Annotated in this window: 17 protein-coding genes and 3 pseudogenes; 10 read left to right on the top strand and 10 right to left on the bottom strand. The window is 71.8% G+C overall.

Features of this window, described 5'->3' with window-relative positions; genetic code table 11:
* The first annotated feature begins 7 nt into the window (after positions 1-7).
* Together ctaD and ACFWM2_RS04550 are read left to right on the top strand one after the other, a co-directional pair.
* Positions 8-1,699, top strand: a complete 1,692-nt coding sequence (ctaD, locus tag ACFWM2_RS04555; protein WP_383272913.1) for a cytochrome c oxidase subunit I — start codon at positions 8-10, stop codon at positions 1,697-1,699.
* A gap of 5 nt (positions 1,700-1,704) precedes the next feature.
* The gene (locus ACFWM2_RS04550; RefSeq protein WP_383272911.1) at positions 1,705-2,055 is read left to right on the top strand and encodes a hypothetical protein; all 351 of its coding nucleotides are present in this window, start codon (positions 1,705-1,707) and stop codon (positions 2,053-2,055) included.
* Positions 2,056-2,149: 94 nt separating this feature from the next.
* On the opposite strand, the gene ACFWM2_RS04545 is transcribed toward ACFWM2_RS04550, so the two are convergent.
* Positions 2,150-2,812: a TetR/AcrR family transcriptional regulator gene (locus tag ACFWM2_RS04545; RefSeq protein ID WP_383272909.1), complete on the bottom strand. Its 663-nt coding sequence runs from the start codon at positions 2,810-2,812 to the stop codon at positions 2,150-2,152.
* Positions 2,813-3,067: 255 nt separating this feature from the next.
* Between ACFWM2_RS04545 and ACFWM2_RS04540 the strand changes: the two genes are divergently transcribed.
* A complete protein-coding gene (locus ACFWM2_RS04540) occupies positions 3,068-4,315 on the top strand; it encodes a YncE family protein (protein ID WP_383272907.1) in 1,248 nt (415 codons plus the stop codon).
* Here ACFWM2_RS04540 and ACFWM2_RS04535 read toward each other — a convergent pair.
* Both ACFWM2_RS04535 and ACFWM2_RS04530 read right to left on the bottom strand, forming a co-directional pair.
* On the bottom strand, positions 4,312-6,180 hold the full coding sequence (locus ACFWM2_RS04535; RefSeq protein ID WP_383272905.1) for a cellulase family glycosylhydrolase: 1,869 nt from the start codon (positions 6,178-6,180) through the stop codon (positions 4,312-4,314). The genes ACFWM2_RS04540 and ACFWM2_RS04535 overlap by 4 nt on opposite strands.
* 115 nt (positions 6,181-6,295) lie before the next feature.
* Positions 6,296-8,278 (bottom strand): GTP-binding protein, encoded by a 1,983-nt coding sequence (locus tag ACFWM2_RS04530; RefSeq protein ID WP_383272903.1) that lies wholly within the window; start codon positions 8,276-8,278, stop codon positions 6,296-6,298.
* A gap of 291 nt (positions 8,279-8,569) precedes the next feature.
* Here ACFWM2_RS04530 and ACFWM2_RS04525 point away from each other — a divergent pair, with 291 nt between their 5' ends.
* Complete coding sequence (locus ACFWM2_RS04525; RefSeq protein WP_383272901.1) at positions 8,570-9,703, top strand: XdhC family protein; 1,134 nt, start codon at positions 8,570-8,572, stop codon at positions 9,701-9,703.
* 71 nt (positions 9,704-9,774) lie between these two features.
* Here ACFWM2_RS04525 and ACFWM2_RS04520 read toward each other — a convergent pair whose 3' ends face one another.
* Positions 9,775-9,975 carry a hypothetical protein gene (locus tag ACFWM2_RS04520; protein WP_383272899.1) on the bottom strand — a complete coding sequence of 67 codons (201 nt, stop codon included), beginning with the start codon at positions 9,973-9,975 and terminating at the stop codon, positions 9,775-9,777.
* A gap of 293 nt (positions 9,976-10,268) precedes the next feature.
* Between ACFWM2_RS04520 and ACFWM2_RS04515 the strand changes: the two genes are divergently transcribed.
* The gene (locus ACFWM2_RS04515; protein ID WP_383272897.1) at positions 10,269-12,293 is read left to right on the top strand and encodes a sigma-70 family RNA polymerase sigma factor; all 2,025 of its coding nucleotides are present in this window, start codon (positions 10,269-10,271) and stop codon (positions 12,291-12,293) included.
* 46 nt (positions 12,294-12,339) lie between these two features.
* Here the strand turns inward: ACFWM2_RS04515 and ACFWM2_RS04510 are convergent, their stop codons facing one another.
* Together ACFWM2_RS04510 and ACFWM2_RS04505 are read right to left on the bottom strand one after the other, a co-directional pair.
* Complete coding sequence (locus ACFWM2_RS04510) at positions 12,340-13,563, bottom strand: Ig-like domain-containing protein (protein WP_383272895.1); 1,224 nt, start codon at positions 13,561-13,563, stop codon at positions 12,340-12,342.
* A gap of 323 nt (positions 13,564-13,886) precedes the next feature.
* Positions 13,887-14,728, bottom strand: a pseudogene (locus ACFWM2_RS04505) (helix-turn-helix transcriptional regulator).
* 101 nt (positions 14,729-14,829) lie between these two features.
* On the opposite strand from ACFWM2_RS04505, the pseudogene ACFWM2_RS04500 reads away from it, so the two are divergent.
* A pseudogene (locus tag ACFWM2_RS04500) lies at positions 14,830-15,176 on the top strand (SDR family NAD(P)-dependent oxidoreductase); the annotation flags it as partial.
* Between the two features lie 33 nt (positions 15,177-15,209).
* On the opposite strand, the gene ACFWM2_RS04495 reads toward ACFWM2_RS04500, so the two are convergent.
* The 3 genes from ACFWM2_RS04495 to ACFWM2_RS04485 form a co-directional block, all read right to left on the bottom strand.
* Positions 15,210-16,118 (bottom strand): aminoglycoside phosphotransferase family protein, encoded by a 909-nt coding sequence (locus ACFWM2_RS04495; protein WP_383272893.1) that lies wholly within the window; start codon positions 16,116-16,118, stop codon positions 15,210-15,212.
* Positions 16,119-16,276: 158 nt separating this feature from the next.
* Positions 16,277-16,780: a metallophosphoesterase family protein gene (locus tag ACFWM2_RS04490; protein WP_383272891.1), complete on the bottom strand. Its 504-nt coding sequence runs from the start codon at positions 16,778-16,780 to the stop codon at positions 16,277-16,279.
* A gap of 32 nt (positions 16,781-16,812) precedes the next feature.
* On the bottom strand, positions 16,813-19,245 hold the full coding sequence (locus ACFWM2_RS04485; protein ID WP_383272889.1) for a SpoIIE family protein phosphatase: 2,433 nt from the start codon (positions 19,243-19,245) through the stop codon (positions 16,813-16,815).
* Between the two features lie 206 nt (positions 19,246-19,451).
* Between ACFWM2_RS04485 and lanKC the strand changes: the two genes are divergently transcribed.
* From lanKC to ACFWM2_RS04465, 4 genes are all read left to right on the top strand, one after another.
* Complete coding sequence (lanKC, locus tag ACFWM2_RS04480) at positions 19,452-22,205, top strand: class III lanthionine synthetase LanKC (protein WP_383272887.1); 2,754 nt, start codon at positions 19,452-19,454, stop codon at positions 22,203-22,205.
* A gap of 35 nt (positions 22,206-22,240) precedes the next feature.
* Entirely contained in the window at positions 22,241-22,360 is a 120-nt protein-coding gene (locus ACFWM2_RS04475; RefSeq protein ID WP_383272885.1) for a SapB/AmfS family lanthipeptide, read from the top strand.
* Between the two features lie 105 nt (positions 22,361-22,465).
* Positions 22,466-24,208 carry an ABC transporter ATP-binding protein gene (locus ACFWM2_RS04470; RefSeq protein WP_383272883.1) on the top strand — a complete coding sequence of 581 codons (1,743 nt, stop codon included), beginning with the start codon at positions 22,466-22,468 and terminating at the stop codon, positions 24,206-24,208.
* Positions 24,205-26,139 (top strand): ATP-binding cassette domain-containing protein, encoded by a 1,935-nt coding sequence (locus ACFWM2_RS04465; protein ID WP_383272881.1) that lies wholly within the window; start codon positions 24,205-24,207, stop codon positions 26,137-26,139. Before ACFWM2_RS04470 ends, ACFWM2_RS04465 begins: the two co-directional genes overlap by 4 nt.
* Here the strand turns inward: ACFWM2_RS04465 and ACFWM2_RS04460 are convergent.
* A pseudogene (locus ACFWM2_RS04460) lies at positions 26,062-26,643 on the bottom strand (LuxR C-terminal-related transcriptional regulator); the annotation flags it as partial. The gene ACFWM2_RS04465 and the pseudogene ACFWM2_RS04460 overlap by 78 nt on opposite strands.
* Positions 26,644-26,694: the final 51 nt, after the last annotated feature.

The following is a 26,694-nucleotide window of genomic DNA, read 5'->3' as shown; positions in this document are numbered from 1 at the left end:
GCGGGGCATGAAGAGCAACACTGTTTCGACGACGCGGTCCGCGCCGTCCGCCCCGGTACGCGCGCGCCGTCCGGGAACCGCCGCGCTGAAGTGGCTGACCACCACCGACCACAAGACGATCGGCACGCTGTATCTGGTCACGTCGTTCGCGTTCTTCTGCATCGGTGGCGTCATGGCGCTGCTGATGCGCGCCGAGCTCGCGCGTCCTGGTCTGCAGATCATGTCGAACGAGCAGTTCAACCAGGCGTTCACGATGCACGGCACGATCATGCTGCTGATGTTCGCGACGCCGCTGTTCGCCGGTTTCACCAACTGGATCATGCCGCTGCAGATCGGCGCGCCCGACGTGGCGTTCCCGCGGCTGAACATGTTCGCCTACTGGCTCTACCTGTTCGGCTCGACGATCGCGGTCGGCGGCTTCCTCACCCCGTCGGGCGCGGCCGACTTCGGCTGGTTCGCCTACAGCCCGCTGTCGGACGCGGTCCGCTCGCCGGGCATCGGCGCCGACATGTGGATCATGGGGCTGGCCTTCTCCGGCTTCGGCACCATCCTCGGCGCGGTCAACTTCATCACCACGATCATCTGCATGCGCGCACCCGGCATGACCATGTTCCGCATGCCGATCTTCGTGTGGAACGTGCTGCTGACCGCCGTACTGGTCCTGCTGGCCTTCCCCGTCCTCGCCGCCGCGCTGTTCGCGCTGGAGGCGGATCGGAAATTCGGGGCACATGTCTTCGACGCCGCAAATGGCGGCGCGCTGCTCTGGCAACACCTCTTCTGGTTCTTCGGCCATCCAGAGGTGTACATCATCGCCCTGCCGTTCTTCGGAATCATCTCCGAAGTGATCCCGGTGTTCAGCCGCAAGCCCATGTTCGGCTACATGGGCCTCATCGGCGCCACCATCGCGATCGCCGGTCTGTCGGTCACCGTCTGGGCGCACCATATGTACGTCACCGGCGGGGTGTTGTTGCCGTTCTTCTCCTTCATGACGTTCCTCATCGCCGTACCGACAGGCGTGAAGTTCTTCAACTGGATCGGCACCATGTGGCAGGGGTCGCTCAGCTTCGAGACACCGATGCTGTGGGCCACCGGCTTCCTGATCACCTTCGTCTTCGGTGGTCTGACCGGCGTCATGCTCGCGTCGCCGCCGATGGACTTCCCTCTCTCCGATTCGTACTTCGTGGTGGCGCACTTCCACTACGTGGTCTTCGGGACGGTCGTTTTCGCGATGTTCTCCGGCTTCCACTTCTGGTGGCCGAAGTTCACCGGGAAAATGCTCGACGAGCGGCTTGGCAAGATCACCTTCTGGACGCTGTTCATCGGCTTCCACGGCACGTTCCTGGTGCAGCACTGGCTGGGCGCGAACGGAATGCAGCGTCGGATTCCCGACTATCTGGCGGTCGAAGGCCTCACCGCTCTCAACACGGTGTCGAGCATCTTCTCCTTCCTCCTCGGCCTGTCGTTCCTGCCGTTCTTCTACAACATCTGGAAGACGGCCAAGTACGGCAAGAAGGTCGAGGCCGACGACCCGTGGGGCTACGGCCGTTCGTTGGAATGGGCGACATCCTGCCCGCCGCCGCGGCACAACTTCGTGTCGCTTCCCCGGATCCGCTCCGAATCCCCGGCGTTCGACCTGCACCACCCCGAGGTCTCGGCCGCCGACGCGCAGCTCGGTTCGGCGCAGCGGGCCCTGCGATGACAGCCATGGACGAACGCCCCCTGGACACGCGCGGGCTGATCAACGAGCTGGAGGGACATCTGCTCATCGAGGCCGCGCGCACCGAGGCCCGCGCCGAAGCCGCCCGCTTCGGCCGCTCCCTGGCCTGGCTCACGGACACCCAGCGCGAGGAGGTGGAGGAGCGCTACACGGACAACCACCTTGCTCTCACCCGTCGTTCCTGGGAGCGGACGGCCCGGCGCGGCGGGGAACTGCGGGCCGAGTACGAGGCGGCGTACCGTGCGCTGCGGCGACGGCTGTGCGCCGGGTTCCTGCTCGGTGCCGTCCTGATCGTGTCGGTCACAGCCGGCCTGGCCGCCACGGTCGGCGGGCGATGATCCTGCCACCCGGGACACGGACCGCACCGCGGCACGACCGGCGCCGGAAAGCTGCTCCGGGTGGTCGAGACGGCCGGGAGCTAGGCGTCGGCCGTCACGACCGCCCCGGCCCCCACCCCTCCGGGCGCAGGATGCCCAGCAGCTGGCGGACCAGTTCCTCGACGACCTGGTCGAGGGTCGCGTCCACCCAGCCGGCGCTCCAGTCGTGGAGGAGGCCGTTGACGCTCCCGATGAAGGCCGTGGCGGCTATCCGGTAGTCGCGCTGGGCCGCCTCCCCGCGTGCGGCGGCGGCCTCCGCCTCGGCGCAGATGAGGTCCACCCAGCGGGCGCGGCGGGCCAGCCGCTGCTCCTCCATCCGGGAGCTGACGCCGATGATCTCGACGAACGTGATGCGGACCCGTCGGGGGTCGCTGGTGACGTCGGCCGCGTAGGCGCGGAAGATCGCGGCGGCGCGCTCGGCGATCGGCAGTCCGTCGACATCGGCCAGGGCGGCCAGTGCGGCTGTCTCGGCCCAGTCGTTGACCTGGAGATGCAGGGCGGCCAGCACGTCCTCCAGGGTGCGGAACGCCTCGTAGAACTGGCGGGTCGACAGTCCCGCCGCCTCGCTGAGCGCCGCGACGGTGGTGGACCGGAAGCCGGGGTTGTCGCCGAACAGCTGGAGCGCGGCGTCCAGGAAGCGCCCGCGCCGCTCGGCCTGTCGCTCCTCGGCGGTTCTCCCGCCGTAACGGCCGGTCGGCTGTTTGAGCCTGCCCGCCACACGTCCTCCTTCGCCCGGTCCGACGATGCCGGTTGCCCCCGCGGCCGGACAGTCCGTCCGCCAGGGCTCAACTATGCGCCCCGGCCCAGCCGTTGATCCATTCGACAGTTGTCAATTTTGTCGCGTCCGGAGTCTTGTGGAGAGGCCGCCCCTCTCCTTACTTTCCAGTAAACCAACTCTGAATGTGCTCCTGTTCAGAATCACCCTTGTCATGCCCCGACCACCCCACACTCCCCACCTACGACAAGGACCGCCATGTCTGCCCCCAGATCCAGACACCTCTGCACCCTCACCACCGCGCTCGTCCTCGCCCTCGGCGCCACGGCCACCTCGGCCACCGCTCAGGACACCTCCGCCGATCTGCGCGAGGTGATGTTCGTAGGGAACAACTGGGACGGCACCGCCGACGTCATCAAGTCCACCGGCGACTTCGCGAAGATCGGCCGGGTCAACGTCGTGCCGGACAAGGAGGCACGCCTCGCGGAGATCAACGCCGACCCGATCAAATGGGCCTACTTCATGGGCATTCGCAGCGGCGTCGGGGAAGGCCACGACCAGTTCGTCGACGACATGTACGCCACCCCCGACGGGGGGTCCATGGTCGTCTCCCGCCCGAGCTTCGCCGACGTGGTCTCCATCGACCTCGCCAGCGGGAAGATCAACTGGCGCTTCGCGGTGTCCGGTTACCGGGCCGATCACATGGCGGTCTCCCCCGACGGCAGCCGCGTCGCGGTCTCCGCCTCGACGGCCAACACCGTGCACGTCCTGGACATCACCACCGGCAAGCAGCTCGGTTCCCTCGCCACCGGCGACAAGCCGCACGAGAACATCTTCACCCGGGACGGCAAGTACATCTGGAACATGTCCATCGGTGACGTCACCACCGCTCTGGACGAACCGTGGCTGGACTGGACGAAGGGCGACCGCCGCATCACCGTCTTCGACGCGACCACCTTCAAGCAGGTCAAGGTGATCGACATGCGTCAGCGGCTCGACGCCATCGGCCTCACCGACTTCTCCGACGCCGTCCGGCCCGCCGCCTTCAGCCCCGACGAGTCCAAGCTCTACTTCCAGGTGTCGTTCTTCAACGGCTTCCTGGAGTACGACGTCGCCACCGACCGGATCACCCGGGTGAAGACCCTCCCGAAGAACCCCGCGACCAGCGCGGACCGCACGACCTGGGTCAACGACTCCCGTCACCACGGCATTTCGATGAGCCCCGACGGCACCAAGATCTGCGTCGCCGGCACGATGGACGACTACGCGACCGTCGTCGACCGGGCCACCCTCCAGGAAGGCCCGCTCGTCACCGCCTCGAAGCCGTACTGGGCAACCGTCAGCGGTGACGGCAAGTCCTGTGTCATCTCGGAGAGCGGCGCCGACCAGATCACGGCGATCGACTTCGCGACAGGGCGCAAGACGGTCTCGGTCCAGGTCGGCGACCACCCCCAGCGGGTACGGCTGGCCCATGTCCCGACGAACTGGACAGGGGCCGTCGGCTAGCCGACCTTCGTCGCGGCCCATGCGGCCAGTTCCGTGCGGGCCGCGCTCAGCAGGTCGGCCGAAGGGGCCGCAGCGCCGTTGGTGATCAGTGCGTAGTGCAGGGTCCCCGAGTCCGGGGCGGTGAGCAGGAGCCGATGGGCTCCGGTGCCACCGGGCTCGGGGGCCGCCGCCACGGGAGTCGTCCTGGTGTACGCGGGCGGGGCCGTGGTGGTGCCGAGGTCGGAGACCACCGTGGTGGCCGAGGCAGGGAAGGACGCCGGCAGGTGGAGCTCCGTGGGAGCGTCCGTGCCGTCGGAGCGCCAGAGCAGAAGGCCGTACTGGCCGGCGCCGACCAGCTGCGACACATGCGGAAGCGAACTCGGGACGGGGTTCCAGGTCAGGGTCGTCGAGCCGTCCCGCGACCGGTCCTCGTAGGTGAAGGCCACCGTTGTGCCGGCCGTGGCACTGGGGTACAGGCGGTCCAGCAGACGGGCGTCCTGGCGCAGGACGGGCCGCCCCGAGTCGTCGAGCGCCACCGCGGAGAGGTCCTCGTCGTTCCAGGCGTCGCCGGATGTCAGAACCTTGTCCGGATTGCCGTTCATCAGCTCCTGATGGCGGCCGTTGTAGAGGTCCCACTGCCACTGGGTGCCGGACAGGACCGGGCCCGAGGACGCCGGCCGGTCCCACCAGGTGGAACCCGGAAGCCGGGAGTCGAGCGCCTGGTACATGGCCTTGAGGACCGTGGGGGCCTTGTCCGAGACCGAGCCGGACAGCGGATGGCCGAACTCGCTGACGAATCCCGTCGTGCCGGCGGCGGCCGCGCGGTCGCGCACCGTCCCGAAGTCGGTCGCGTACTGCCCGTCGCGGGCCTTGCCCCACATGAAGACGCCGGAGATCGCCTTCTGGTCGTAGAAATGGGTGTTGAACACATAGCGCGGGCCCAGGGTGCCCGCGTCCAGCAGCCCGCCCTCCTGCTTCTGGAAGTCGAGGTTGCCGTTCCAGAAGAGGTTCGGTTCGACGAAGGCCGGCTTGGCCTGCCAGCCGGCCGCGTCCATCCGCGCCCGGAACTTCGTGTAGAAGGGCCACAGCACGTCGCGTTCCCAGGTGCGGCTGGTCTGCCCCGAGTCGTAGGTGCCCGCATACGGCTCATTCAGCGGGTCGAAGCCGGCGACGCCCGCGAACTCGGCTGCGGAGAGGTGCTGTTGGAGGTACGCCATAGTCGACTGAGCCGTGGTGAGGAAGGCGTCCTGGACTCCGTTCGCGTTGTGCCAGAAGTCGTACGACGCCTGTTTCACCGCCTCGTTCTGGGTGATGTTCTGCCCCCAGAAAAGGCAGACCCCGCAGGACTCGTCCGGGTAGTCACCGGCGTCCACGACCCACTTGGGCGCGCCGTCACCGCTGTACCAGCTGTCCGGATCGAAGAGGTGGCGGGAGTAGAGATCCTGGTGGAAGTCGGGGAACACCCGGATGCCGGCGTCCAGGAAGGCGCGCAACTGGGCGGTGACGGCCGCGAGATAAGCGGTGTCCACCTGGCCCCGCACGGGTTCGGCGGCCGCCCAGGAGAGCAGGAAGCGCACCGAGTTGCCGCCGCCGAGGGCCCGCAGCGCGGTGGCGGACTTCTTGGCGTCCGCGACCGAGGCGAAGGGCAGTCCGTCGTTCTCCGCCAGCTTCGTCTCGCCGGAGACGTTGTAGCCGCGGAGCACCACCTCACGGCCGAGGCCGTCGGTGAAGTGGCCGTTGTCCGCCGTGAGGGTGGCGGCCGCGGGTTCGTCGAACCAGAGGGAGTCGGGGAGGCCGTCCGCCGTGGCGGGCTGCGCGCCCGTCACGGTGAGGAGGCCGGTGAGGAGTACGAGGACGCCGAGCAGACGTGCACGTAACTTCGCCATGTTCACAACAGTCGCGGTGGTACCTGAGGACGTCAACACCCCCTGACTCCGCGGTCGTTCCCCGCGCCACTCCGGAACCGGGCGCACCACCGGCTGCCGCCCCGCCCCGCTCGGCTCAACTTCCGACCCTGCGCGTCACGTTCAGCAGATACTCCTTGCGGTCGAGCGGGTTGTGGTCGGTGCGCGGCCGCTGCGGGACGGTGCCGCGGGCGATCGGCGCGTAGTGGTCGAAGGCCGCTTCCAGTTCACCCTCGCCGCGCGTCAACCCGGGGAGCAGCTGCTCCAGTTCATGGACCTGGGCCGCCGGGATCCGGCCCTCCAGCACACTCGCGTCACCCCTTGTCTCCGTGGTCTGCGGTACGGCGCGCAGTTTCGCCAGCACCGGCAGGACCGCGGCCAGCGTGTCCCCGGGCGTCTCCAGCCGGAAGCGGTGCATCGGCTCGTGCACCCGGCCGCCCGCCCGCCGCAGCGCGGTCATCAGGACCAGCGGGGTCACCCCGCGGAAGTCGGCGCCCGTGCTCGACATGCTCTTGTCGAAGCCCTGGTGGGCGTGGCTCTGGCGGGGCGAGTAACCGGAGTGGGTCATGGTGACCGTGCAGTCGGTGACCTGCCAGCCGTGGATCCCCTCCCGCAGGGTGTCCCGCACGGAGTCCTCGATCGCCTTGAAGAAGGCGTACGGCATCGAACCGAGCTCGACCTCCAGCCGGAACTCCACACCGCTGCCGACCGGCGCCGGATCCACCCGCAGCCCGACGGTCGCGAGGAAGGGATTCGGAGCCTTGCCGTTGAACTCGACCGCGCTGCCCGAGCCCTCGGGCCGCTCGATGCAGATCGCCGTCGTCTCCTCGAAGGTGACATCGATACCGAACTCGTCGGCCAGCGTCGCCTGGATGACCTCCTTCTGCACCTCGCCGTACAGCGATACGGAGATCTCCTGCCGCACCTCGTCCTGGCGCAGGTTGATCAGCGGGTCCTGCTCGGCGAGTTGGGTGAGCGCGAGGTGCAGGGCGCCCTTGTCGCCGGGCCGGGTCGCGACGACGACCGTTTCGAGGGTCGGCGGGGCGAAGAGATGCTCGTCCTCGGTCTTCGCCGGTGTCCCGAAGGCGTCGCCGATGCGGATGTCACCGAGGCCCCATAGCTTGCCGATCCGGCCGGCGGCGACGGACGTGCCCCGGACCTCCGCGCCGCGGTCGAACACGCTGATCGCGGTGACCTTGGCCTCCTCGCCGTCCCGGAAGGGAATCCGGTCACGCGTACGCAGGGTCCCCGAGAACATCCGCGCGTACGCGATCTTCTCCCCGGCAGGTCCGCGCTCGACCTTGAAGACGGTGCCCGAGACCGGGCCGCCGGCATCACCCTCGGCGGCGGGGAGCAGCTCCTTGATGCCGGCGATCAGCTCCGGGACGCCCGCCCCGGTGATGGCCGAGCCGAAGAACACGGGGTGCACCAGGGCCTGCCCGGTCTGCCGCGCCAGGGCCGAGCGCAGCCGGTCGTCGGGCACGTCTCCTTCGACGTAGGCGGCGAGCAGCTCGTCGTCGTGCGCGGCCAGCACGTCGAGCAGGGGGGCCCGGAGGCGGGCCGCGGCGAAGGGGGTGAAGCCGGCGTCCCGTGTGCCCCGTCGGGCGACCTCGCCCATGGGGACGATCGCCGGGGTGAGCCTCGCGGAGATGCTCTCCAGCAGCTCCTCGTACCGCGCTCCCCGGCGGTCGATCTTGTTCACGAAGACGAGCGTCGGGATCCGCAGCCGCTGCAGCGTCCGCATCAGTACACGGGTCTGCGCCTGTACGCCCTCCACGGCCGAGACGACGAGCACCGCGCCGTCGAGGACGCCCAGCACGCGCTCCACCTCGGCGATGAAGTCCGGGTGCCCGGGTGTGTCGATCAGGTTGACCGTGCTGTCGTCGATCGCGAAGGACACCACGGCGGACTTGATGGTGATCCCGCGCTGCCGCTCCAGTGCGAGGGAGTCGGTCCGGGTGCTGCCGGCGTCGACGCTGCCGATCTCGTCGATGATCCCGACGGAGTGCAGCAGCCGCTCGGTCAGGCTGGTCTTACCGGCGTCTACGTGCGCGAGAATTCCCAGGTTCAGCATGTGCACCGCGTGTCATGTCCTTTGAAGAGGGGGTCATTCCTTCCGGGACGGACATGAACGTTGCTCGCATTGCTGCTCCTGACACCGGGACGACTGGTCCCCCGTAGTGCAGCAGGCGATCGTGTGCGACGGCAACGGATTAACGCTCAACAAGGGCCGCGCGGGCAAGGTGGTGGTCGTGCCCGGGCCGCACCCGAATGCGCCTTCGTACGGCCCGGCCGGCCGGTCCTGCTGGCGGGAGCGGGGAAGGGCGCGGAACCTTGAGGGAGATCGTCGTCGCGCCGAAGGGAGCGAGAGATGCGCGAGATCCTTCCGGCGCTGAGCCGGTGGTACGCGCGCGGAGCGCCGTTCGGCCTCGCCACGGTCGTCGCGGTCAGCCGCAGCGCGCCGCGGGACCCCGGGGCGGCCATGGCCGTGGGCCCGGGCGACGAGGTGGTGGGCAGCGTGTCCGGCGGCTGTGTCGAAGGCGCGGTCTTCGAGCTGGCGCAGGAGGTCGTGGCGAGCGGCGAGGCACGTCTGGAGACCTTCGGCTACAGCGACGAGGACGCCTTCGCCGTGGGGCTGACCTGCGGCGGCGAGATCACGGTCCTCGTCCGCCGGGTGACACCGGACGAGGATCCGTCCTTCGGGGCGGTCGCCGATTCGGTGGCGGCGGGGCATCCGGTGACCGTCGCGACGGTGATCGACGGACCGGCACCGCGCGGAGCGACCCTCGCCGTCCGGCCGGACGGAGAACGCGGCGCGGCCGAGGTAGTGGCGGGCACGCTCGGGCCGGCCGGCCTCGACGCCGCCGTCGCCGCCGACGCGCGGGGTGAACTGGCCCTGGGCGCCACCGGACTGCGCCACTACGGACCCAACGGCGAGCGCCGCGAGGACGACGTCACCGTCTTCCTGCACTCGTTCGCCCCACCGCCACGGATGCTCGTCTTCGGCGCGATCGACTACGCGGCGGCGGTGGCCCGTATCGGGGTCTTCCTCGGCCATCGGGTCACGGTGTGCGACGCCCGCCCGGTCTTCGCGACACCCGAGCGCTTTCCGGCGGGTGTCGAGGTCGTCGTCGACTGGCCGCACCGCTACCTGAGCGGCACGGACACCGACGCACGTACGGTGATCTGCGTCCTCACCCACGACCCCAAGTTCGACGTACCCCTCCTGGAGGAGGCGCTGCGCCGGCCCGCCGCGTACATCGGGGCGATGGGCAGCCGCCGTACCCACGAGGAGCGGATGCGACGACTGCGGGAGGCCGGGGTGGGTGAGCGCGAACTGTCCCGGCTGCGCTCACCGGTCGGGCTCGATCTCGGGGCGCGGACACCCGAGGAGGTGGCGGTCTCCGTCGCCGCGGAGATCGTCGCCCTGCGCTGGGGCGGCACCGGTGCCCCGCTGACGGCCACCGCTGGCGCGATTCACCCAACCGGCACGACGCCGGGGTGAGTTGCGCGGCCGCCTGCACACCGGGGAACAGGCGGAGCCGCACCGCGCGTCACCGCCCGCTCAGCGGGAGGTCAGCGTCCGCGCGTGGTCTCGCGCCGCCGGCGGGCGGGGAAGGACGGAGCGGGCTCGGACACGTCCTCCTCGTCCTCCAGGGGCGGGAGCTCCACCGTGTAGCGCGGCTGGAGAAACAGATCGTGGTGCTGCGGCGCGGCCGGCGCGCCCGGCGTGCTCGGAACGACAGGCGCGGGGTCGCGACGGGGAGAGGCAGGCATCCATAACCATCCGGAGTCGAGGGCCGCACGGATCAAGGGTGGAGTTGTCGACCGGTGATGCCCGGCATCCGTCCAACCAGCGTGCGGCTGCCCATTAGATCCTATGGACGGCGGAAGGACGACAGGGCACGAAGGTTGGCGTGGTTTCTCCCGATACAGGGCGCCGAGGTCGGCGTACTTTCTCCCGTCGAGCCGGTAAGGGCGGGTGCGGGCGGACCCGCCGGAGCGGGCGGTGCGAAGCTGATGCGCGGATTTCTGTTATGCCGACGCCGACCGGGAGCCCTCCTCCAGTCATGACCGAGAATTCACCCAGCGGATACGACGGGCCGGCGGCGTCCCGGGCCCAGGTCGCGCTCGTGCGTGCCGCGCAGGACGGCGACCAACGGGCCCTGGACACCATGGTGGCCGACTACCTGCCCCTGATCTACAACATCGTGGGACGCGCGCTGGACGCCCCGGCCGACACCGATGACGTCGTGCAGGAGATCATGCTGCAGATGATCCGCGACGTGCGGACGCTGCGGGATCCCGAGGCGTTCCGCTCCTGGCTCGTCGCCATCGCGATGCGGCAGGTGCGCCGGCACTGGCGAACGCGGCGCGGCGCGCCGGCGACCGCCGGCCTCGAGGGCCTGGAAGAGACGGCCCTGCTCGCCGATCCGGGGGCCGACTTCGTCGATCTGACGATCACCGTGCTGAGCCTGTCGGGACAGCGGCAGGAGACGGCCGAGGCCACCCGGTGGCTGGACACCGACGACCGGCAGCTGCTGTCCCTGTGGTGGATGGAGGTCGCCGGCCGGCTGACCCGGGCCGAACTGGCCACGGCGATGGAACTGCCGATGCCGCACGCCGCGGTACGGGTGCAGCGGATGAAGGCCCGGCTGGAGATCGCTCGGGCGGTGGTCCGCGCAGTCGGCGCGGTACCGCGGTGCCCGGACCTGGACGCGGATCTCCGCGGGTGGGACGGGCGCCCCGCCGGTCTGTGGCGCAAGCGGATCGCCAAGCATGTGCGCACCTGTCCGGCGTGCGAGGGCCTGCCCCTCGACATGGTGCCGGCCGAGCGTCTGCTGGCGGATCTGGCGCTGGTGGCCGTGCCGCCGGTCCTGCCGGCGCTGATGGCCTGGGGCGCGGCCGGCGGTGGCGCCGGGCCGGCCGGCAGCGATCCGTCCACCGTGGCCTTCCAGGGCCCCTCCGGGGCCGGGCGGGCGGCGATCCGGGCCGCCCGGAGGTCCGGCGGCGTCCCGGCGGGCAAGGCCGCGGTGCTCGCCTCCGCGGCTGCCCTGGCCCTCGTCGCGACCACCGTCGCGTACGTCCTCGGCGTGTTCGGACAGGACGAGCGGGACGGTCGTACGCCGTCCGCCGCCGCCGCCTCGGCCCCGGCAGCCGCCGGCGCCCGGCCGACCGCCACCCCGTCCGCCGCGAAGACCACGGCCTCCTCGACCGCGCGGCCCGGCGCGAAGGCCTCCCCCAAGTCCGCGGCGCCGAAGGCGGCTCCCGCGCACACGGCTGCCGTCACGAACACGAAGCTGCCGGTACGGGCCGCCTTCTACTACCCGTGGTACCCGGAGAACTTCGCCGGCGGGGGCAGCCAGTACACGCCCTCGGCAGGCAAGTACGACGTCGACAGAGCGGCCACCGTCGAGCGCCAGATCAAGGACATGCAGTACGGCGGCCTCCAGGCCGGCATCTCCTCCTGGTGGGGCGAGGGCAAGCGCGAGGACGAGCGGCTGCCCCTGCTGATGTCCAAGGGCGCGGAACTCGGCTTCTCCTGGACGGTCTACTACGAGCACGAGGCGTACACCGACCCCTCGGCGACGGAGATCAGGAAGAGCCTGGAATACCTGCGCAAGTACTCCGGCAAGAAGACCTGGCTGCACGTCGACGGCAAGCCGGTGATCTTCGTGTACGGCGGCGGGGACGACGGGTGCGACATGGCCGACCGGTGGACCCGGGCCAACAGGACCGAGGGGTACTACGTCGTGCTGAAGGTGTTCGGCGGCTACCAGGACTGCGCCTCCCAGCCGGAGGGCTGGCACCAGTACGCCTCCGGCGTGGACGTGCAGAAGGGGTACTCGGCCATCGTGTCCCCCGGCTTCTGGAAGAACACCGACAAGAAACCGACGGTCGCGCGGGACCTCGACCGGTTCCGCGCCGAGGCCACCACCGTCGCCACGTCGGGCGAGCCGTTCCAGCTGGTCGTGACCTACAACGAGTGGGGCGAGGGGACGGCGGTCGAGTCGTCCACGGACTGGCCCAGTTCCAGCGGTCACGGCGCCTATCTGGACATCCTGCACGAGGTCTTCGCCCGGCATCCGCGGTGAGGTGCGGCCGGGGGTGACGGGGGCGGCGCGGGATGTCCTTCCCGGGTCACTTGAGCGCGCTGCCCGCCTGCCACTCGGCCCAGCCGACGTTCCAGTCGCCGTAGCCGTTGTTGACCGGCACGGTGTCGTCCTTGGAGTGGACGACGGTGACCGGGTCGCCGTAGTGGACCTGGTGGAAGAACCACTTGGCGTCGGAGGTGCTCATGCCGATGCAGCCGTGGCTTCCGTTGACCCGGCCGAACTTGCCCTCGTTCCACGGCGCCGCGTGCGCGTAGGTGCCCGAAGTGGTCAGCTGGACATCCCACTTGACCTTGCCGAGGTCGTACGCCTCGGGGCCGAAGATGCCGACGGTCGAGGAGTCCATCCGGATGGTGGGGACCTTGCTCAGCACCACCATCGTGCCGTTCCACGTCTCGAAGCCCTTCTTTCCGGTCGAGACGGGCAGGGTGCGCAGCTTCTCGCCGTCGCGCGTGACGGTCATCGACTTCTTCGTCACGTCGACGGTGGTGACGACGGCCTTGCGGACGGTGAAGTCGATCTTCCGGGTCTGGGTGCCGTACAGCCCTCCGCCGGCGGCGACGCCGTCGAGGTTCATGCGCAGGCTGACCTTGGTGCCCGGCTTCCAGTACGTACGGGGCCGGTAGTCGACCCGGTCCTTGCCGTTTCGGTCCTTGAGCCAGCTCCATGCGCCCACCACGGCGGGCGACGAGGTGACCCGCAGGCGGCGCTCGACGGCCGCCTTGTCGGTGACCGGCTTGTTGAAGACGATCGACACGGGCAGCCCGACGCCCACCGTCGAGTCCCGCTCGACGTTGTACTCGCCGATGACGGTCTGCGCCTTGGTGGGCTCCGCGGTGGTGAACTTCTCGTGTTCGGTGAGCTTCTTGCCGTCGGACGCCGTCGCGCCGGCGGTCAGCGCGTACGTCACTCCGGGAGCCAGCCGGGCCGTGGACGTCCAGGAACTCCTGTCCTTGGAGAACGAACCGTGGAGTGCGCCGGGTCCGGGGGCCGTCACCTGCACGGAGGTGAGCTTCCCGCTGCCCGCCCGCACGGTCACCTTCTTCTTCACGGACACCGCCGAGGCGCCGGACGCCGGCGCGACGGATATCCGGTGCGAGCCCGAGTCCCCCTTGGCGTCGTCGCCGCCCGACGTCCCGCTGCAGGCCGTCAGGGCCACGGTTCCGGCGGCCGCCACCGCGGCGACTCGGATGCGCGTACGGTGCCCGGCCGCCCTTCCGGCGAGGCTGTGCAGTGTGGACGCCCGGTCCATGACCACCTCCATCGACAGAACCGCCCGGCGGATGCGCGGACGGCCTCGCCGCCCGGATGACCACGGCTCGTACACCGCGTACCCCCCGACGACACTTCAAGCTCGAAGACCGCGTACCCCTCGATCGGCCTCTCAGAGCCCGCAACGCGCCCGGAAGCGGGACGAGTCCGGAAACCGTGCATGCGGGAAGTGGCAGCGACGGTTCGGGAGGTGGCCCGCACCGGGTGTTGACCTGCACGTCCGGAGGACGGGGCAGCCCTGGGCGACCGGGCTGTCAAGGCCGCGGGATCCGGTGCGCGGTCGCCGTTCGCCCGGCGGGGCGGCTATCCGACGAGCCGCTGGGTGCCGAGCGCGGTCAGCAGGGCGAGGCGGTCGGCGTCCTCGGTGCCGGGCTCGGCCGTGTAGACCATGATGCGCAGGTCGCTGCCGGTCACGGTGAGCACGTCGCAGTCCAGCGTCACGGGACCCACCTGCGGATGATCGATGGTCTTCTGCGCGGCCTCGTGGTGACCCACCGCGCCGGACTCCAACCACTCGGCGAACCGGTCGCTGTTGGTGCGCAACTCCGTGATCAGGCGCCGCAGCTGCCGGTCGGCGGGATACCGGGCGGCGGCCGCCGCAGATCGGCGACCAGCGCGGCCTCGAACGCGCGCAGGGACTCCGGGGTGTGCCGGGCCCGGCTGCCCGGACCGACGAAGTGGCGCCACACGCCGTTGCGTTCGGGGCCACGCCGACCGGACGGATCGCCCATCAGTGCCGCGTACGGCGGGTTGGCGAGGAGCAGGGTCCAGGACGCGTCGTAGACCGCGACGGGTGTGCCGGTCAGTCTGTCCAGCAGCCGCTGGACGCTCGGCGAGACGTACGCGGGCACCGTCTCCGGTCCTGGCGGCACCAGACCGGCCAGCCGGAACAGGTGGGCGCGCTCCTCGCCCGACAACCGCAGCGCTCTGGCCAGCGCCTCGACGACCTGGGCCGACGGGTGCGAAGCGCGGCCCTGTTCGAGGCGGGTGACGTAGTCGACGGAGACGCCGGCCAGCAGGGCCAGCTCCTCGCGGCGCAGTCCGGCCGCGCGCCGCTGCCCGCCGGCCGGGAGCCCGGCGGCCTCGGGTGGGACCCGGTCGCCGCGCCAGCGGCGCAGCGCCTGTCCGGACTCCGCCGTTGCCATGCCTCCAGTGTGCCCGGGGTACCGGCCGGCTGCCTGGTACTGCCGGTCCCAGGAAGACCGGACGCCTGGCCGGCCGCGGGCACGGGCCGGAACCCGGAGGCATGACCACAACACTGATCACCGGAGCGAACAAGGGTCTCGGGTTCGAGACCGCCCGCCGGCTCGTGACCGCGGGCCACCCGGTCTACGTCGGCAGCCGTGACGCGGAGCGCGGACACCGGGCCGCCGGGCGACTCGGCGCGCGGGCGCTGCTCCGGGACGTCACCGACGATGGTCCGCCCCTGTCCTGGACATCTGGATCTACGCGGTCGAGCCCGGCGCGACGGACCTGAACGGGAACACCGGCACGCAAACCGTCCAGGAGGGCGCCGAGATCATCGTCCGCATGGCACAGGTCGTCGCCGACGATCCCACCGGCGGCTGCTTCAACACCGCGGTTCCCCTGCCCTTGTCGTTGCGCACGCCGCCGCCGGCGGCCCGTTCAAGCCCCGTTTTCGCGGTGATCCTCGATGAGCCCGTCCAGGTGCCGCAGCGCGGCCGTGATCCGGCCCGGATCCTTCTGGAAGAAGGGGTCGTCCGGCACGGGCAGCGAACCGGCCAGTGCCCAGCCGCGGCCCCGCGCCCAGGTCGCGTCGTCGACATCGAGCGCCCCACGGAAGACGCCACGCGTCTCAGCGGGCAGGAACTGCCAGGCGGGCAGCAGGTCGACGGCCGGGTCGGCGACCGCGAGCGTCCCGAAGTCGATGACGGCGCTCAGCCTGCCCTCCACCGCGAGGAGGTTGCCGGTCGCGAGGTCGCCGTGGATCCACACCGGCGGACGGTCCCAGGCCGGCGCGGCGAGAGCCGCCTCCCACACCGCCGTGACCGCCTCGATGTCGACCATGCCCTCCAGTGCCGCGATCTTGGGCCGGACGCGTGCCTCCGAGGCCAGCGAGTCCCGGTCGTCGCCCAGCGGAACGCCACGGAAGGCGTTGCTCCACTGCGGACCGGGGCCTCCGGTCGGGTCGATCTTCTGCAGGGCCGTGATGAACCCGGCCAGTTTCAGGGCCGCTTCGGCCGGATCGGCGAGCGCCTGCCCGTTCGCCGTCTCTCCCTCCAGCCATCGGTAGACGGACCAGGGGTACGGGTAGCCCTCCCCCGGCCGGCCCTGCGCGATCGGTTCGGAGACGGGCATCGGCAGTTGGGCGGCGAGCCACGGCAGCCACCTGTGCTCCCGCTCCACCTGCCCCATCCACCGCTCGAACCGCGGCAGGCGTACGGACAGTTCCTCGCCCAGACGGAAGGTCGCGTTGTCCATCCCGGACAACGGGACCGGCGAGAGCGGCAGTTGGGCCCACTGCGGGAACTGCGCGGCGAGCAGGCGGCGGACGAGGTCGGTATCGATCAACACCCCGCCATCCCAGCCGCGAACGGACCGCGTGTCCACTCAATTCCGGGTGACGCGACCCGCCGGCTCCTCCGGAAAGGACGTGTCACCTCCTCCCGACGGATCCGCCCCGGCGCTGGTCCGGATGGCGCCCTTCGTCACGGATCGCGAGTCGCCGCGGGTCAGGTCCGCGGCGGCAACCGGTGCAGGTGTACGTCCGTGAGCGCGCCGTCGGCCACCGTCGCGGTGAGATACGTGCAGTGGGGCTGCCGGCGGCGGTCGGTCGGCGAACCGGGGTTGAGGAGGCGCAGGCCGGTCTCCGTGGTCGTGTCCCAGGGGATGTGGCTGTGCCCGAAGACGAGGACGTCCAGGTCGGGGAACCGCTCCGCGCAGCGGCGCTCGCGGCCCTGGGCGGCGCCGGTCTCGTGGACGACGCCGAAGCGCAGGCCGCCCAGTTCGGCGCGGGCGATCTCGGGGAGGCGGGCACGCAGGTCGGGCCCGTCGTTGTTGCCGTACACGCCGATGAACCGGGCCGACCGGTCCTCGAGCAGGTCGAGGGTGGCCATGTCCACCCAGTCGCCCGCGTGGATCACCACGTCGGCGAGCGGAAGTTCGGCGAGGAGCCGAGGGGGCAGCTCCTTGGCACGCTTGGGCAGGTGGGTGTCGGACATCAGCAGCAGGCGCACGCTCCCAGGGTGTCATCCGGGGCGATCACGCGTCACTCGAGAACGAGTTCGCTCCACACCTGCTTGCCCCCGCTCACCGGCACGGTCCCCCAGGTCGCCGACATGGCCTCGACGAGGAGGATGCCCCGGCCTCCGGTGGCCTCCCAGCCGATGCTCGTCGGCTTGATCGGCGTACGCGGTGAGTTGTCGGCGACGGCGACCCGCAGCCGGCTGTTGATGAGCGTGAGGTCGAGCCGCACCTGGCCGTCGGTGTGCACGAGGGCGTTGGTGACCAGTTCCGAGACCACGAGGAGTACGGCGTCCGGCTCCTCCGCGATGCCCCACAGGCGCAGGGTGCGCCGGGTGAAGCGGCGGGCGTGCCGGACCGCCTCGGGCACCCGCCAGACCGACCAGCTCTCCCGCAGCGGACGCAGCGCCATGCCGTCGTAGCGCATGAGGAGCAGGGCCACGTCGTCGCTGCGGTTGGCGTCCGCGAGCAGGGCGTCGGCCACGAGGCCGAGGTGGGCGGGGTCGGCGGCCGCGAGCTCCGCGGCGAGCCGGTTCATGCCGTCCTCGACGTCGAGCTCCGCGGACTCGACCAGGCCGTCCGTGGTCAGGGCCACCACGGTGCCGGGCTGGAGGCGCAGCGGGCTCATCGGGTAGTCGGCCTGCCGGATGACGCCGAGCGGGGGGCCGCCCTCGGACTCGGCGATCTCCGTACTGCCGTCGGGGTGACGCAGTACCGGGGGCACGTGTCCGGCGCGGACGAACCAGGCGGAGCCCTCCTCCATGTCGATGTCGACATAGCAACAGGTGGCGAAGAGGTCGGTCTCCATGTCCATCAGGAGGCGGTTGGCGAGCGAGACGACGACGTCCGGGGGGTGCCCTTCGACGGCGTACGCACGCAGGGCCGTGCGCATCTGGCCCATGAGGGTGGCGGCTCCGGCGTTGTGTCCCTGGACGTCGCCGATGACCAGGGCCACGTGGTTGTCGGGCAGCGGGATCACGTCGTACCAGTCGCCGCCGACCTCCAGGCCGGCCGTGGTGGGCAGATAGCGGGCGACGGCGACCGCGCCGGGCAGCCGGGGCAGCCGGCGCGGCAGGAGGGTGCGCTGGAGCATGCCGACCAGTTCGTGTTCGGCGTCGAAGGCGTGGGCGCGCATCAGCGCCTGCCCGGCGAGACCCGCGGCGGCGGTGAGCAGGGCGCGCTCGTCGGGGCCGAAGTCGTGCGGGTCGTCCCAGCCGATCAGACAGGCGCCGGCCATGCGACCGCCGGCGGGCAGCGGCAGCACGGCGAGACCGCCGGGGCCGACGTCGGCGAGCGCGGGTTCCAGCGGGGTGCCGGCGGGCCAGATGGCGGCACGGCCCTCCCGCAGGGCCGCCGCGAGGGTCGGCATGGTGCGTACGGGCGCGTCCGGCCACTCCGAGCGCCATTCGTTGCGCCACAGCTCGGGCCACACGTTCGGCTCCGGGGGGTCCAGGACCGTGACGACGAGGCGGTCCCCCTCCAGCTCGGCGAGGGCGATCCGGTCGGCCTGCAGGGGCTTGCGCAGGGCGGCGACCACGGCATGGCTGACGTCGCGGACCGTGCCCGCGGTGGCCAGCGCCGCGGCGAGCCGCTGGACGCGGGCGACGTCGTTGACCCCGGAGCGCAGTTTCGAGGCGTCGGCGACCGTGCCGACGAGCCGTGCCGGACGGCCGTCGCCCCCGGGGAGCAGCCTGCCGCGCAGCCGCAGCCACCTGGGCGCACCGGACGGCTGGAGGATGCGGAACTCCAGTTCGCGGTCGCCGATGGACATGTGGTCGGCCTCGACCACCGACATCAGCGAGGGCAGGTCCTCCGGCACGGTCAGCGAGAGCAGGGTCTCCACCTTGCCGTCGAACTCGTCCGGGCCGATCCCGAACAGCTCCAGCATCTCGTCGTCGACCTCGACCCGGCCGCTGTCCATGGCGAGGCTGAAGGAACTGGCGGCCAGTTCGTCGGGCTCGCCCGCCGGGGTGCGCGCGGGGCTGGCGGCGGCGTCGGCGAGCAGGGCGAGGCACTCGCGGTCGTCGGTGTCGAAGCCGCCCTCGTGCTCACTGACGGCGACCAGGCTGCCGCCGTCGCTCAGCGGCAGCACGGCCAGCGAGAACTCCTGGGCCGGCAGCCGCCGGGCGTCCGCCCAGCGGCCGAGTTCCTCCGGAGAGAGCCACAGCGGCCGGCCGGAGCGGTGCACCTCGGCGGCGGGAGCTCCCCCGGACGCGGGATAGCTGTCCCGCATCCCGTACAGCGTCCTGGGTACGCCGGCCGACTCGACGAGGCACAACTCGTCACCGTTCTCCCCCGGGGCGTACACGGCGGCGAGGGTGGCCCCGGCGAAGACGAGCGCCTGTTCGAGGACGCGGCGCAGCCGTTCGCGGGAGCCGAGGTCGGCGGTGAGCGTCTTGAGGGCAAGTTCGGCACGCAGCGTTCTCGTTCTGCGTCCCGTCGCGCCCTCACTGACCACGTCCGCAATTACAGCGCTTCTGCGACGCTCGCGCAGCCCCTGTGACCGTTCCGGGCCCTTGGGGCCTGCGGCAAAGCGTTTTTACTCGAACATATTCGAACGCTACTTGACTCGTGAGTTCCTCACGGGGATGTCGTGACAGGCGTGACTTTCGGGGCCACAGCCGGACTGGAAGCCTCGAAGACACCTGGCCGAGGGGGGATGGAATGGACAAGCGGTACGAGGTCTACGCGCTGGCCGACAGACACTTCTACGAGACGCCGGACCGCCTGTCCGTGGGCGAGCAGGGCGCCGCTCCCGTGTACGAGACGGCCCGGCGCGAGGCACCCGAGGGGTGGCACGCGGACCGGATCGGCGACTGGCTGACACTGACGCCGGTCGACGACGAGGGGCGTCCACTCCCCGGACCCGCCCAGGGCTGGAAGATCCACGCTTCGGCCAACCGGGCGAACGCGGAGCGGATCGCCGCCACCGTGTGGGACTACTGCGTGCCGCGGCGCATCCCGTTCAAGTTCGTGCCGGGACCGCACCTGCTGCACCTGCGGAACACCAAGTACGCGGCGCGCGACACCAGCGGGAAGTTCGTCACCGTCTATCCGGCGGGCGAGGAGCAGCTCCACCTCGTCCTGCGTGAACTGGGCGAGCTCCTCGACGGCTTGGAAGGGCCGTACATCCTCACCGACCTGCGCTGGAACGAGGGACCGCTGTACGTCCGCTACGGCGCCTTCGCGCGGTCCTTCGTGGTGGACGAGCGCGGCACGCTGGTCCTCGCCGTCCAGGACGCCGAGGGCAGGCTGGTGCCGGACCACCGCAAGCCGTCCTTCCACGTCCCGGACTGGGTGACGCTGCCCGCGTTCCTGGAGCCGCAGCTCGCCGCGCGCAACACGACGACGGTCGGCGACCTCCCGTACCGCATCGAGAAGGCACTGCACTTCTCGAACGGCGGCGGGGTGTACGCGGGCACGGACACCCGTGACGGCAGCAAGGTGGTCCTCAAGGAGGGCCGGCCCCACGCGGGTCTCGCCGCGGACGGGGCCGACGCGATCAGCCGGCTGGCGCGCGAGAAGTACGCCCTTGAGCAGGTGTCGGGGCTGGGCGTGGTGCCCGAGGTGCGGGACTGGTTCACCCTCGGTGACCACCGCTTCCTCGTCATGGAATTCCTCGAGGGACGGCCCCTCAACTCGTTCTTCGCCGAGCGCCATCCCCTGCTCGCTCCCGACCCGGACCCGGACGCCGTGGCCGCCTACACGGCCTGGGCGCTGCGCATCCACCAGGGGGTCGAGGCGGCCGTCGAGGCGGTGCACGGACGCGGGATCGTCTTCAACGACCTGCATGTCTTCAACATCATGATCGCCCCCGACGAGGAGACCGTCTCCCTGCTCGACTTCGAGGCGGCGGCACCGATCGAGGAGAACGGCCGCCAGGTCGTCGCCCATCCGGGATTCTTCGCACCGCCGGACCGCACCGGAGCGGACGTCGACCGGTATGCGCTGGCATGTCTGCGGCTCGCCCTGTTCATGCCGGTCACCACGCTGTTCGTGGTGGACCGCGGCAAGGCGGCGCACCTGGCCGAGGTCATCGCGGGCCAGTTCCCCGACGTGCCCCGCGAGTTCCTCGACGAGGCGGTCGCGGAGATCACCCGCGACTGCGGCGCCGCGGGGACGGCCCATGACCGTGCCGGCGCGGAGGACTCCCGGGGCCGCCCCGCCCCGGGAGCCGCGAGCGACCGGCCGGTCGCGGGTGCCGCCCTCGGCCCGCAGGCGCCCGGCGCGTCCCTCCCCGTCGGCGCCACCTCCCCCTTCGCCGCCCTCGCCGAACCAGGTGACTGGCCCTACAGCCGCGACTCGATGGTGAAGGCCATCCTCGCCTCGGCCACACCGGAGCGGGACGACCGGCTCTTCCCCGGCGACATCGCCCAGTTCTCCGACGGCGGCGGGCTCGGCCTCGCGCACGGTGCCGCGGGCGTGCTCCACGCGCTCGCCGAAACCGGCGCCGGGCGGTTCGAGGAGGGCGAGCGCTGGCTCCTCGCGCACACGGACCCGGTCCCGGCCGGGACGCCCCTCGGGCTCTACGACGGTCTCGCGGGCGTCGCCTACGTCCTCGACCGGCTCGGGCACCGGCAGCGCGCCCTTGACCTGCTCGACGGGATCCTGCGGGAGCGGTGGCAGAAGCTCTCCTCCGACCTGCACGGCGGCCTCGCCGGGGTCGGCCTGGTCCTCGGGCAGCTCGCCCGCACGACGGGCGAGCCCGCACTGGCCGAGCGGGCGGCCGAGGCGGCGGCCCTGCTGGTGCGCCGGCTCGCCGAGCCGCGCCCCGACACGCCCCGCCGGCGGGCCGGGCTGCTGCGCGGTGCGAGCGGCCCCGCGCTCTTCCTGCTCCGGCAGTACGAGGCCATCGGTGACCCGGAGTTGCTCGACGCGGCGACCGATGCGCTGCGCCGGGACCTGGAGTGCTGCGTGGTGCAGAAGGGCGGCAGTCTCGAAGTCGACGAGGGGTGGCGCACGCTGCCCTATCTCGGGGACGGCAGCGTGGGCCTGGGCATGGTCGTCGACGACTACCTCTCCCTGGCGCCCGGTGCACCACAGGCCGAGGAATGGGAGCACGTCCGTTCCGGCGTCCTGACCGCCGCCTCCTCCCGCTTCTACGCGCAGCCCGGCCTCTTCCAGGGCCGTGCGGGCATGATCCTGCATCTCGGCCGGACCACCGCGCCGGGCCCCGCCCGGGAACGGCTGGCCGAACAGGTCGGCGCGCTGGGCTGGTTCGCGATGGCCTACCAGGGCCAACTGGCCTTCCCCGGCCACCAGATGATGCGGCTCTCCATGGACCTGGGCACCGGAACGGCAGGGTGCCTGCTCGCGCTCGGCGCGGCCCTCGACGAGGAGTCCACGGCCCAACTGCCGTTCCTGCCGCCCCTTCCGGCGGCACCCACACGCGGCTCCGCACAACCGGCGAAGTCGTGACTCAACCCCGTCCCCAGTGAACGAAAGGATCTGACATGGCACTTCTCGACCTGCAGACGATGGAGTCCGACGAGACCACCGGCGGCGGTGGCGGCAACAGCACCCTGAGCCTGCTCTCGTGTGTCTCGGCCGCCAGCGTGACGCTCTGTCTCTGACGACACCGCTTCCCACCGACTCCGGGCGGTTCCCTCCCCTCCACGGGGAGGGGCCGCCCGGGGCTCTGCACCGTGCCAGGACAGGATGCGAGGGCCCGACGCGCCATGACGACGCCCGCTGTGCCAAAACCCCCGGGGGCCGACTCCGCGGGGCGGCAGCTGCTGCGCACGGCGACCCGGCACAGCGCGTCCCGCTGCCTCGCCCTGACCGTGGCGACCACGGCCGCGACGGGGGCGGCCCTGCTGCTCCCGGCCGCCCTGGGCCGGACCCTCGACCTCCTGCTGACCCACCCCGACAGCCCGGGTGCCACCCGGTGGGTGCTCTGGTGCACCGGCCTGGTCCTGCTGCTCGCCGTGCTCGACGCCACGGAGACCGTCCTCGGCGGAACCCTCAACGCCCGGGCCACCGCTCTCCTGCGCCGGCGGCTGGTCGGGCACGTGCTGGCCGTGGGACCGCGGGCCGGCGGCCGGTTCGGATCCGGTGAGCTGGTGGCGCGGCTCGTCGGCAATGCCGCCCAGGCCGGCACCGCGCCCGCCACACGCGCCTCCCTCCTCGCCTCCCTCGCCGGACCGGCCGGAGCGGTCGTGGCGCTCGGCCTGATCGACCCGTGGCTGGCGCTCGTGTTCCTGGCCGGAGCCCCCGTCCTGGCCCTGCTGCTGCGGGCACTCGCACGCGACTCGTCGGAGTGCGCGACGCGCTACCAGGAGATCCAGGGCCGGATCGCGAGCGCCCTGTCGGAGGCGATCGACGGGGCCCGTACGATCGCGGCCGGCGGCACCGCCGACAAGGAGGTGGCCCGGATCCTGCGCCCCCTGCCCGGCCTCTCCCGCGAGGGCCGCCGGATGTGGCAGGTCCAGGGTCGCGCCGCCGCCCGGGCGGTCGCCGTCGCGCCGCTGCTGCAGATCGGCGTGCTCGCCGTCGCGGGCGTCCTCGTGGTCCAACACCGCCTGTCCGTCGGGGAGTTGCTGGCGGCGTCCCGTTACGCGGTCCTCGCCGCCGGCGTCGGCGTGCTGGTCGGCCAGCTCTCGGGGCTGGCCCGGGCGCGGGCCGGGGCCGGGCGGCTCGGCGAGGTGCTGAGCGAGCCGCCGACCGGATACGGCGAACACCAACTGCCGCCCGGCCGGGGCCGGCTGGAGTTGCGCGGGGTCACGGCCCGGCGCGGCGGACGCACCGTGCTCGACGCCGTCGACCTCGTCGTGCCCGGCGGGAGCACCCTCGCCGTGGTCGGCCGCTCGGGCGCGGGCAAGTCGCTCCTCGCGGCCGTCGCCGGCCGGCTCACCGATCCGGACGACGGCGACGTACTGCTCGACGGCGTACCCCTGCGCGCGCTGGCCCACGACACACTGCGTGGCGCGGTCGGCTACGCCTTCGAACGCCCCGCCCTGCTCGGCGAGACCATCGAGGACACCATCGCCCTCGGTGTCCCCCCGGCGCCGCCCGGCCGGGTCAGGGAGGCCGCCCGTACGGCCCGCGCCGACACGTTCGTCCGCCGGCTGCCCGACGGCTACGCCACCCGTTGCACGGACGCTCCGCTGTCCGGAGGCGAGGCTCAACGGCTCGGCCTCGCCCGGGCGTTCGCCCACGACAGCCGGCTGCTGATCCTGGACGACGCCCTGTCCAGCCTCGACACGGTCACGGAGCACCAGATCACCGAGGCTCTGCTGCGCCACGCGGCCGGCCGAAGCCGCCTGATCATCGCCCACCGGGTCTCCACGGCGGCCCGCGCGGACGCCGTGGTCTGGCTGGACGGCGGACGGGTGCGGGCCCGCGGGACGCACACGGAGCTGTGGCGTACGGCCGGGTACCGGGCGGTGTTCGGGCCGGGCGGGGACGGGGGCGCGCGATGACCGAAGGGGTGTACCGGCGCGGACTGAGGTTTCTGCGCGGCCGACGGCCGGTGGTCCTGCGGCTGGCCGGCTGGTCCGTGCTGGAGACCGGGCAGACCTTCCTCATGGGCTACGCCCTCGCGCGGGCGCTCGACGACGGGTTCCTGGCCGGCCGGGCCGGCGTCGGGCTCGGCTGGCTCGGTGTCGCCGCCTTCGCCGTGGCGGTCGGCGCGTTCGGCACCCGGCGCGTGTACGGAGGTGTCGCCGAGCTGGTCGAGCCGTTGCGCGACCGGCTCGTGGAGCGGGTGGTCGTCCGGGGTGTGCGTGAGGCCGACCGGGGTGCGCTGTCCGGGCTCACCCAGCAGGTGGAGATCGCCCGGGACACCTTCGCGGGGCTGGTGATGGTGTCCCGTTCGTTCGTCTTCACGGCCGCGGGTGCCCTCATCGGGCTGTTCTCGCTCGCCCCGCCGCTGCTGCTCGTGGTCGCACCGCCGCTCGTCGCCGGTGTGACCCTCTTCGCGGTGACGCTCGGGCCGTTGGCCCGCAGGCAGGAGGCGTTCCTGGTGGCCGACGAGGACCTCGCCGGCCACCTGGGCACCGTCTGCCCGGGGCTGCGGGACATCACGGCGGGCGGGGCCGAGGAGCGGGTCGCCGCCGAGACGGGCGAGCGCATCGACGCCGAACTGCGCGCGGCCCGGGCGCTGGCTCACCGGGGAGTGCTGCGGGTGGCCTCCCTCGCCGTCGGCGGGCAGCTCCCGATCGTGCTGCTGCTCGCCGCCGCGCCGTGGCTCCTGGCCCGGGGCGTCACCGCCGGCGCCCTGGTCGGCGCTCTCGCCTACATCACCCAGTCCCTGCTCCCCGCCCTGCAGAACCTGGTCCACGGCCTGGGCACCAGCGGCTCCCGACTCGCGGTGGTCCTGCGCCGACTGGCCCCGGCCCACCCGGCCGCCTCGGCCGAACCGCGGCACCGGTCCGACGCCACCGTCGACCACACCTCGATCACCACGACCCGGCAGGACACGCCGCCCCTCCACATCGGCGTTCCGCCCGGCGCGGGCGCCCCGGCTGTCTGTCTCTCCTCCCTCACCTTCGCCTACGGTCCCGGCAGCGAGCCCGTCATCAAGGACCTCAGTCTCACCGTCCCCCGGGGCACCCACCTCGCCGTCGTCGGTCCCAGCGGGATAGGGAAGTCGACGCTCACGGGGCTGGTCGCCGGGCTGCTGGAGCCGGGGCACGGCAGCGTCCGCCTGTGCGGCCATCCGGTGCCCGGCCGCACGTCGGACACGTGCCGGGTCCTCATCCCGCAGGAGGCGTACGTCTTCCGGGGAAGCGCCGCGGAGAATCTCGCCCACCTTCGGCCGGATTCCGTGCCCGACGCGGAGCTGTGGGCCGCCGCCGAGGCGGTAGGTCTCGTTCCGCTTCTGGACGCGCTGGGCGGTCTCGCGGCGGAGGTCGACCCGGGCACGCTGTCGGCGGGCGAGCGGCAACTGATCGCACTCACCCGTGCGTATCTCTCGTACGCGCCGGTCGTGCTGCTCGACGAGGCGACCTGTCATCTGGACCCCGAGGCGGAGGAACGGGCCGAGCGCGCCTTCGCCGCCCGCCCCGGAACCACCCTCGTGGTCGTCGCCCACCGCATCAGCTCCGCCTACCGCGCGGACCGGGTCCTGGTCATGGACGGCCGGCGGACCGAGTTCGGCGGCCATGAGGAACTGCTGCTGCGCTCCCCCCTCTACCGTGACCTGGTCGGCACCTGGTCGTCCCCGTCCGCGCTCCCCCGGCGGACGGAGTCAGAGCCACCCCTCCCCCTGCGAGATGCGGATGGCGTCGACGCGGTTGCGCGCCCCGGTCTTGCGGGTGATGGCCGCCATGTAATTGCGTACGGTCCCGTGGGACAGATGGAGGCTCCCGGCGATCTCCGCGACGGAGGCACCCTCGGCGGCCAGGGATAACACGCTCAACTCCCGCCGGGTCAGCGGCATTTCCGCGGCCTTGAGGAAGCCGAACCCCAGCGAGTCGTCGACGAAACGTTCCCCCTTGGCGACCCTGCGTATCGCGGAGACCAGCCGCTCCGGAGAGCCCCCTTTGTCCACGTATCCCAGCGCCCCGGCCTCCGCGGCCCGCTTGAGGAGGCCCGGTCTGTGCGCGGTGGCCAGAACGAGCAGTCTGGGCTCGGCCCGGCCGCTGCCGCCACGACCGAGCAGATCGGCGAGTGGGGGGATGCCGTAGGAGTCGGCAGAGTCCAGGTCCGCCGCGCAGACGTCCGGCCGTAATGACCCGACGCGGCCGGACGCGCTCCGCCATGGAGCGTCGTACACACCCAGGTCCGGTTCGCGGCGGAGCCACTCCGCCAGCGCCAGTCGGACCAGACAAGCATCGTGCACCAGTAGTACGCGGATCACGTCCGTCCCCTCAGGTTCGCTTCGCCTTGTCCCGTCGGCTGAGCGCGTGCCCATTGTTGGCGCCACCGACCATCTCTGGGCGCGAATAACCGGCCATCAGGGGGC

The sequence above is a fragment of the Streptomyces sp. NPDC058371 genome, from assembly GCF_042723265.1.
In the GTDB taxonomy this organism is placed as follows: domain Bacteria; phylum Actinomycetota; class Actinomycetes; order Streptomycetales; family Streptomycetaceae; genus Streptomyces.
This window is presented reverse-complemented; position numbering and strand designations above follow the sequence as displayed.

Excerpts from the sequence above, each read along its gene's own strand:
- ACFWM2_RS04520 (WP_383272899.1), bottom strand. The coding sequence starts at position 9,975 with ATGCCTGCCTCTCCCCGTCGCGACCCCGCGCCTGTCGTTCCGAGCACG.
- ACFWM2_RS04550 (WP_383272911.1), top strand. The coding sequence starts at position 1,705 with ATGGACGAACGCCCCCTGGACACGCGCGGGCTGATCAACGAGCTGGAG.
- lanKC (WP_383272887.1), top strand. The coding sequence starts at position 19,452 with ATGGACAAGCGGTACGAGGTCTACGCGCTGGCCGACAGACACTTCTAC.
- ACFWM2_RS04470 (WP_383272883.1), top strand. The coding sequence starts at position 22,466 with ATGACGACGCCCGCTGTGCCAAAACCCCCGGGGGCCGACTCCGCGGGG.
- ACFWM2_RS04525 (WP_383272901.1), top strand. The coding sequence starts at position 8,570 with ATGCGCGAGATCCTTCCGGCGCTGAGCCGGTGGTACGCGCGCGGAGCG.
- ACFWM2_RS04465 (WP_383272881.1), top strand. The coding sequence starts at position 24,205 with ATGACCGAAGGGGTGTACCGGCGCGGACTGAGGTTTCTGCGCGGCCGA.
- ACFWM2_RS04515 (WP_383272897.1), top strand. The coding sequence starts at position 10,269 with ATGACCGAGAATTCACCCAGCGGATACGACGGGCCGGCGGCGTCCCGG.
- ACFWM2_RS04535 (WP_383272905.1), bottom strand. The coding sequence starts at position 6,180 with ATGGCGAAGTTACGTGCACGTCTGCTCGGCGTCCTCGTACTCCTCACC.
- ACFWM2_RS04510 (WP_383272895.1), bottom strand. The coding sequence starts at position 13,563 with ATGGACCGGGCGTCCACACTGCACAGCCTCGCCGGAAGGGCGGCCGGG.
- ctaD (WP_383272913.1), top strand. The coding sequence starts at position 8 with ATGAAGAGCAACACTGTTTCGACGACGCGGTCCGCGCCGTCCGCCCCG.
- ACFWM2_RS04540 (WP_383272907.1), top strand. The coding sequence starts at position 3,068 with ATGTCTGCCCCCAGATCCAGACACCTCTGCACCCTCACCACCGCGCTC.
- ACFWM2_RS04475 (WP_383272885.1), top strand. The coding sequence starts at position 22,241 with ATGGCACTTCTCGACCTGCAGACGATGGAGTCCGACGAGACCACCGGC.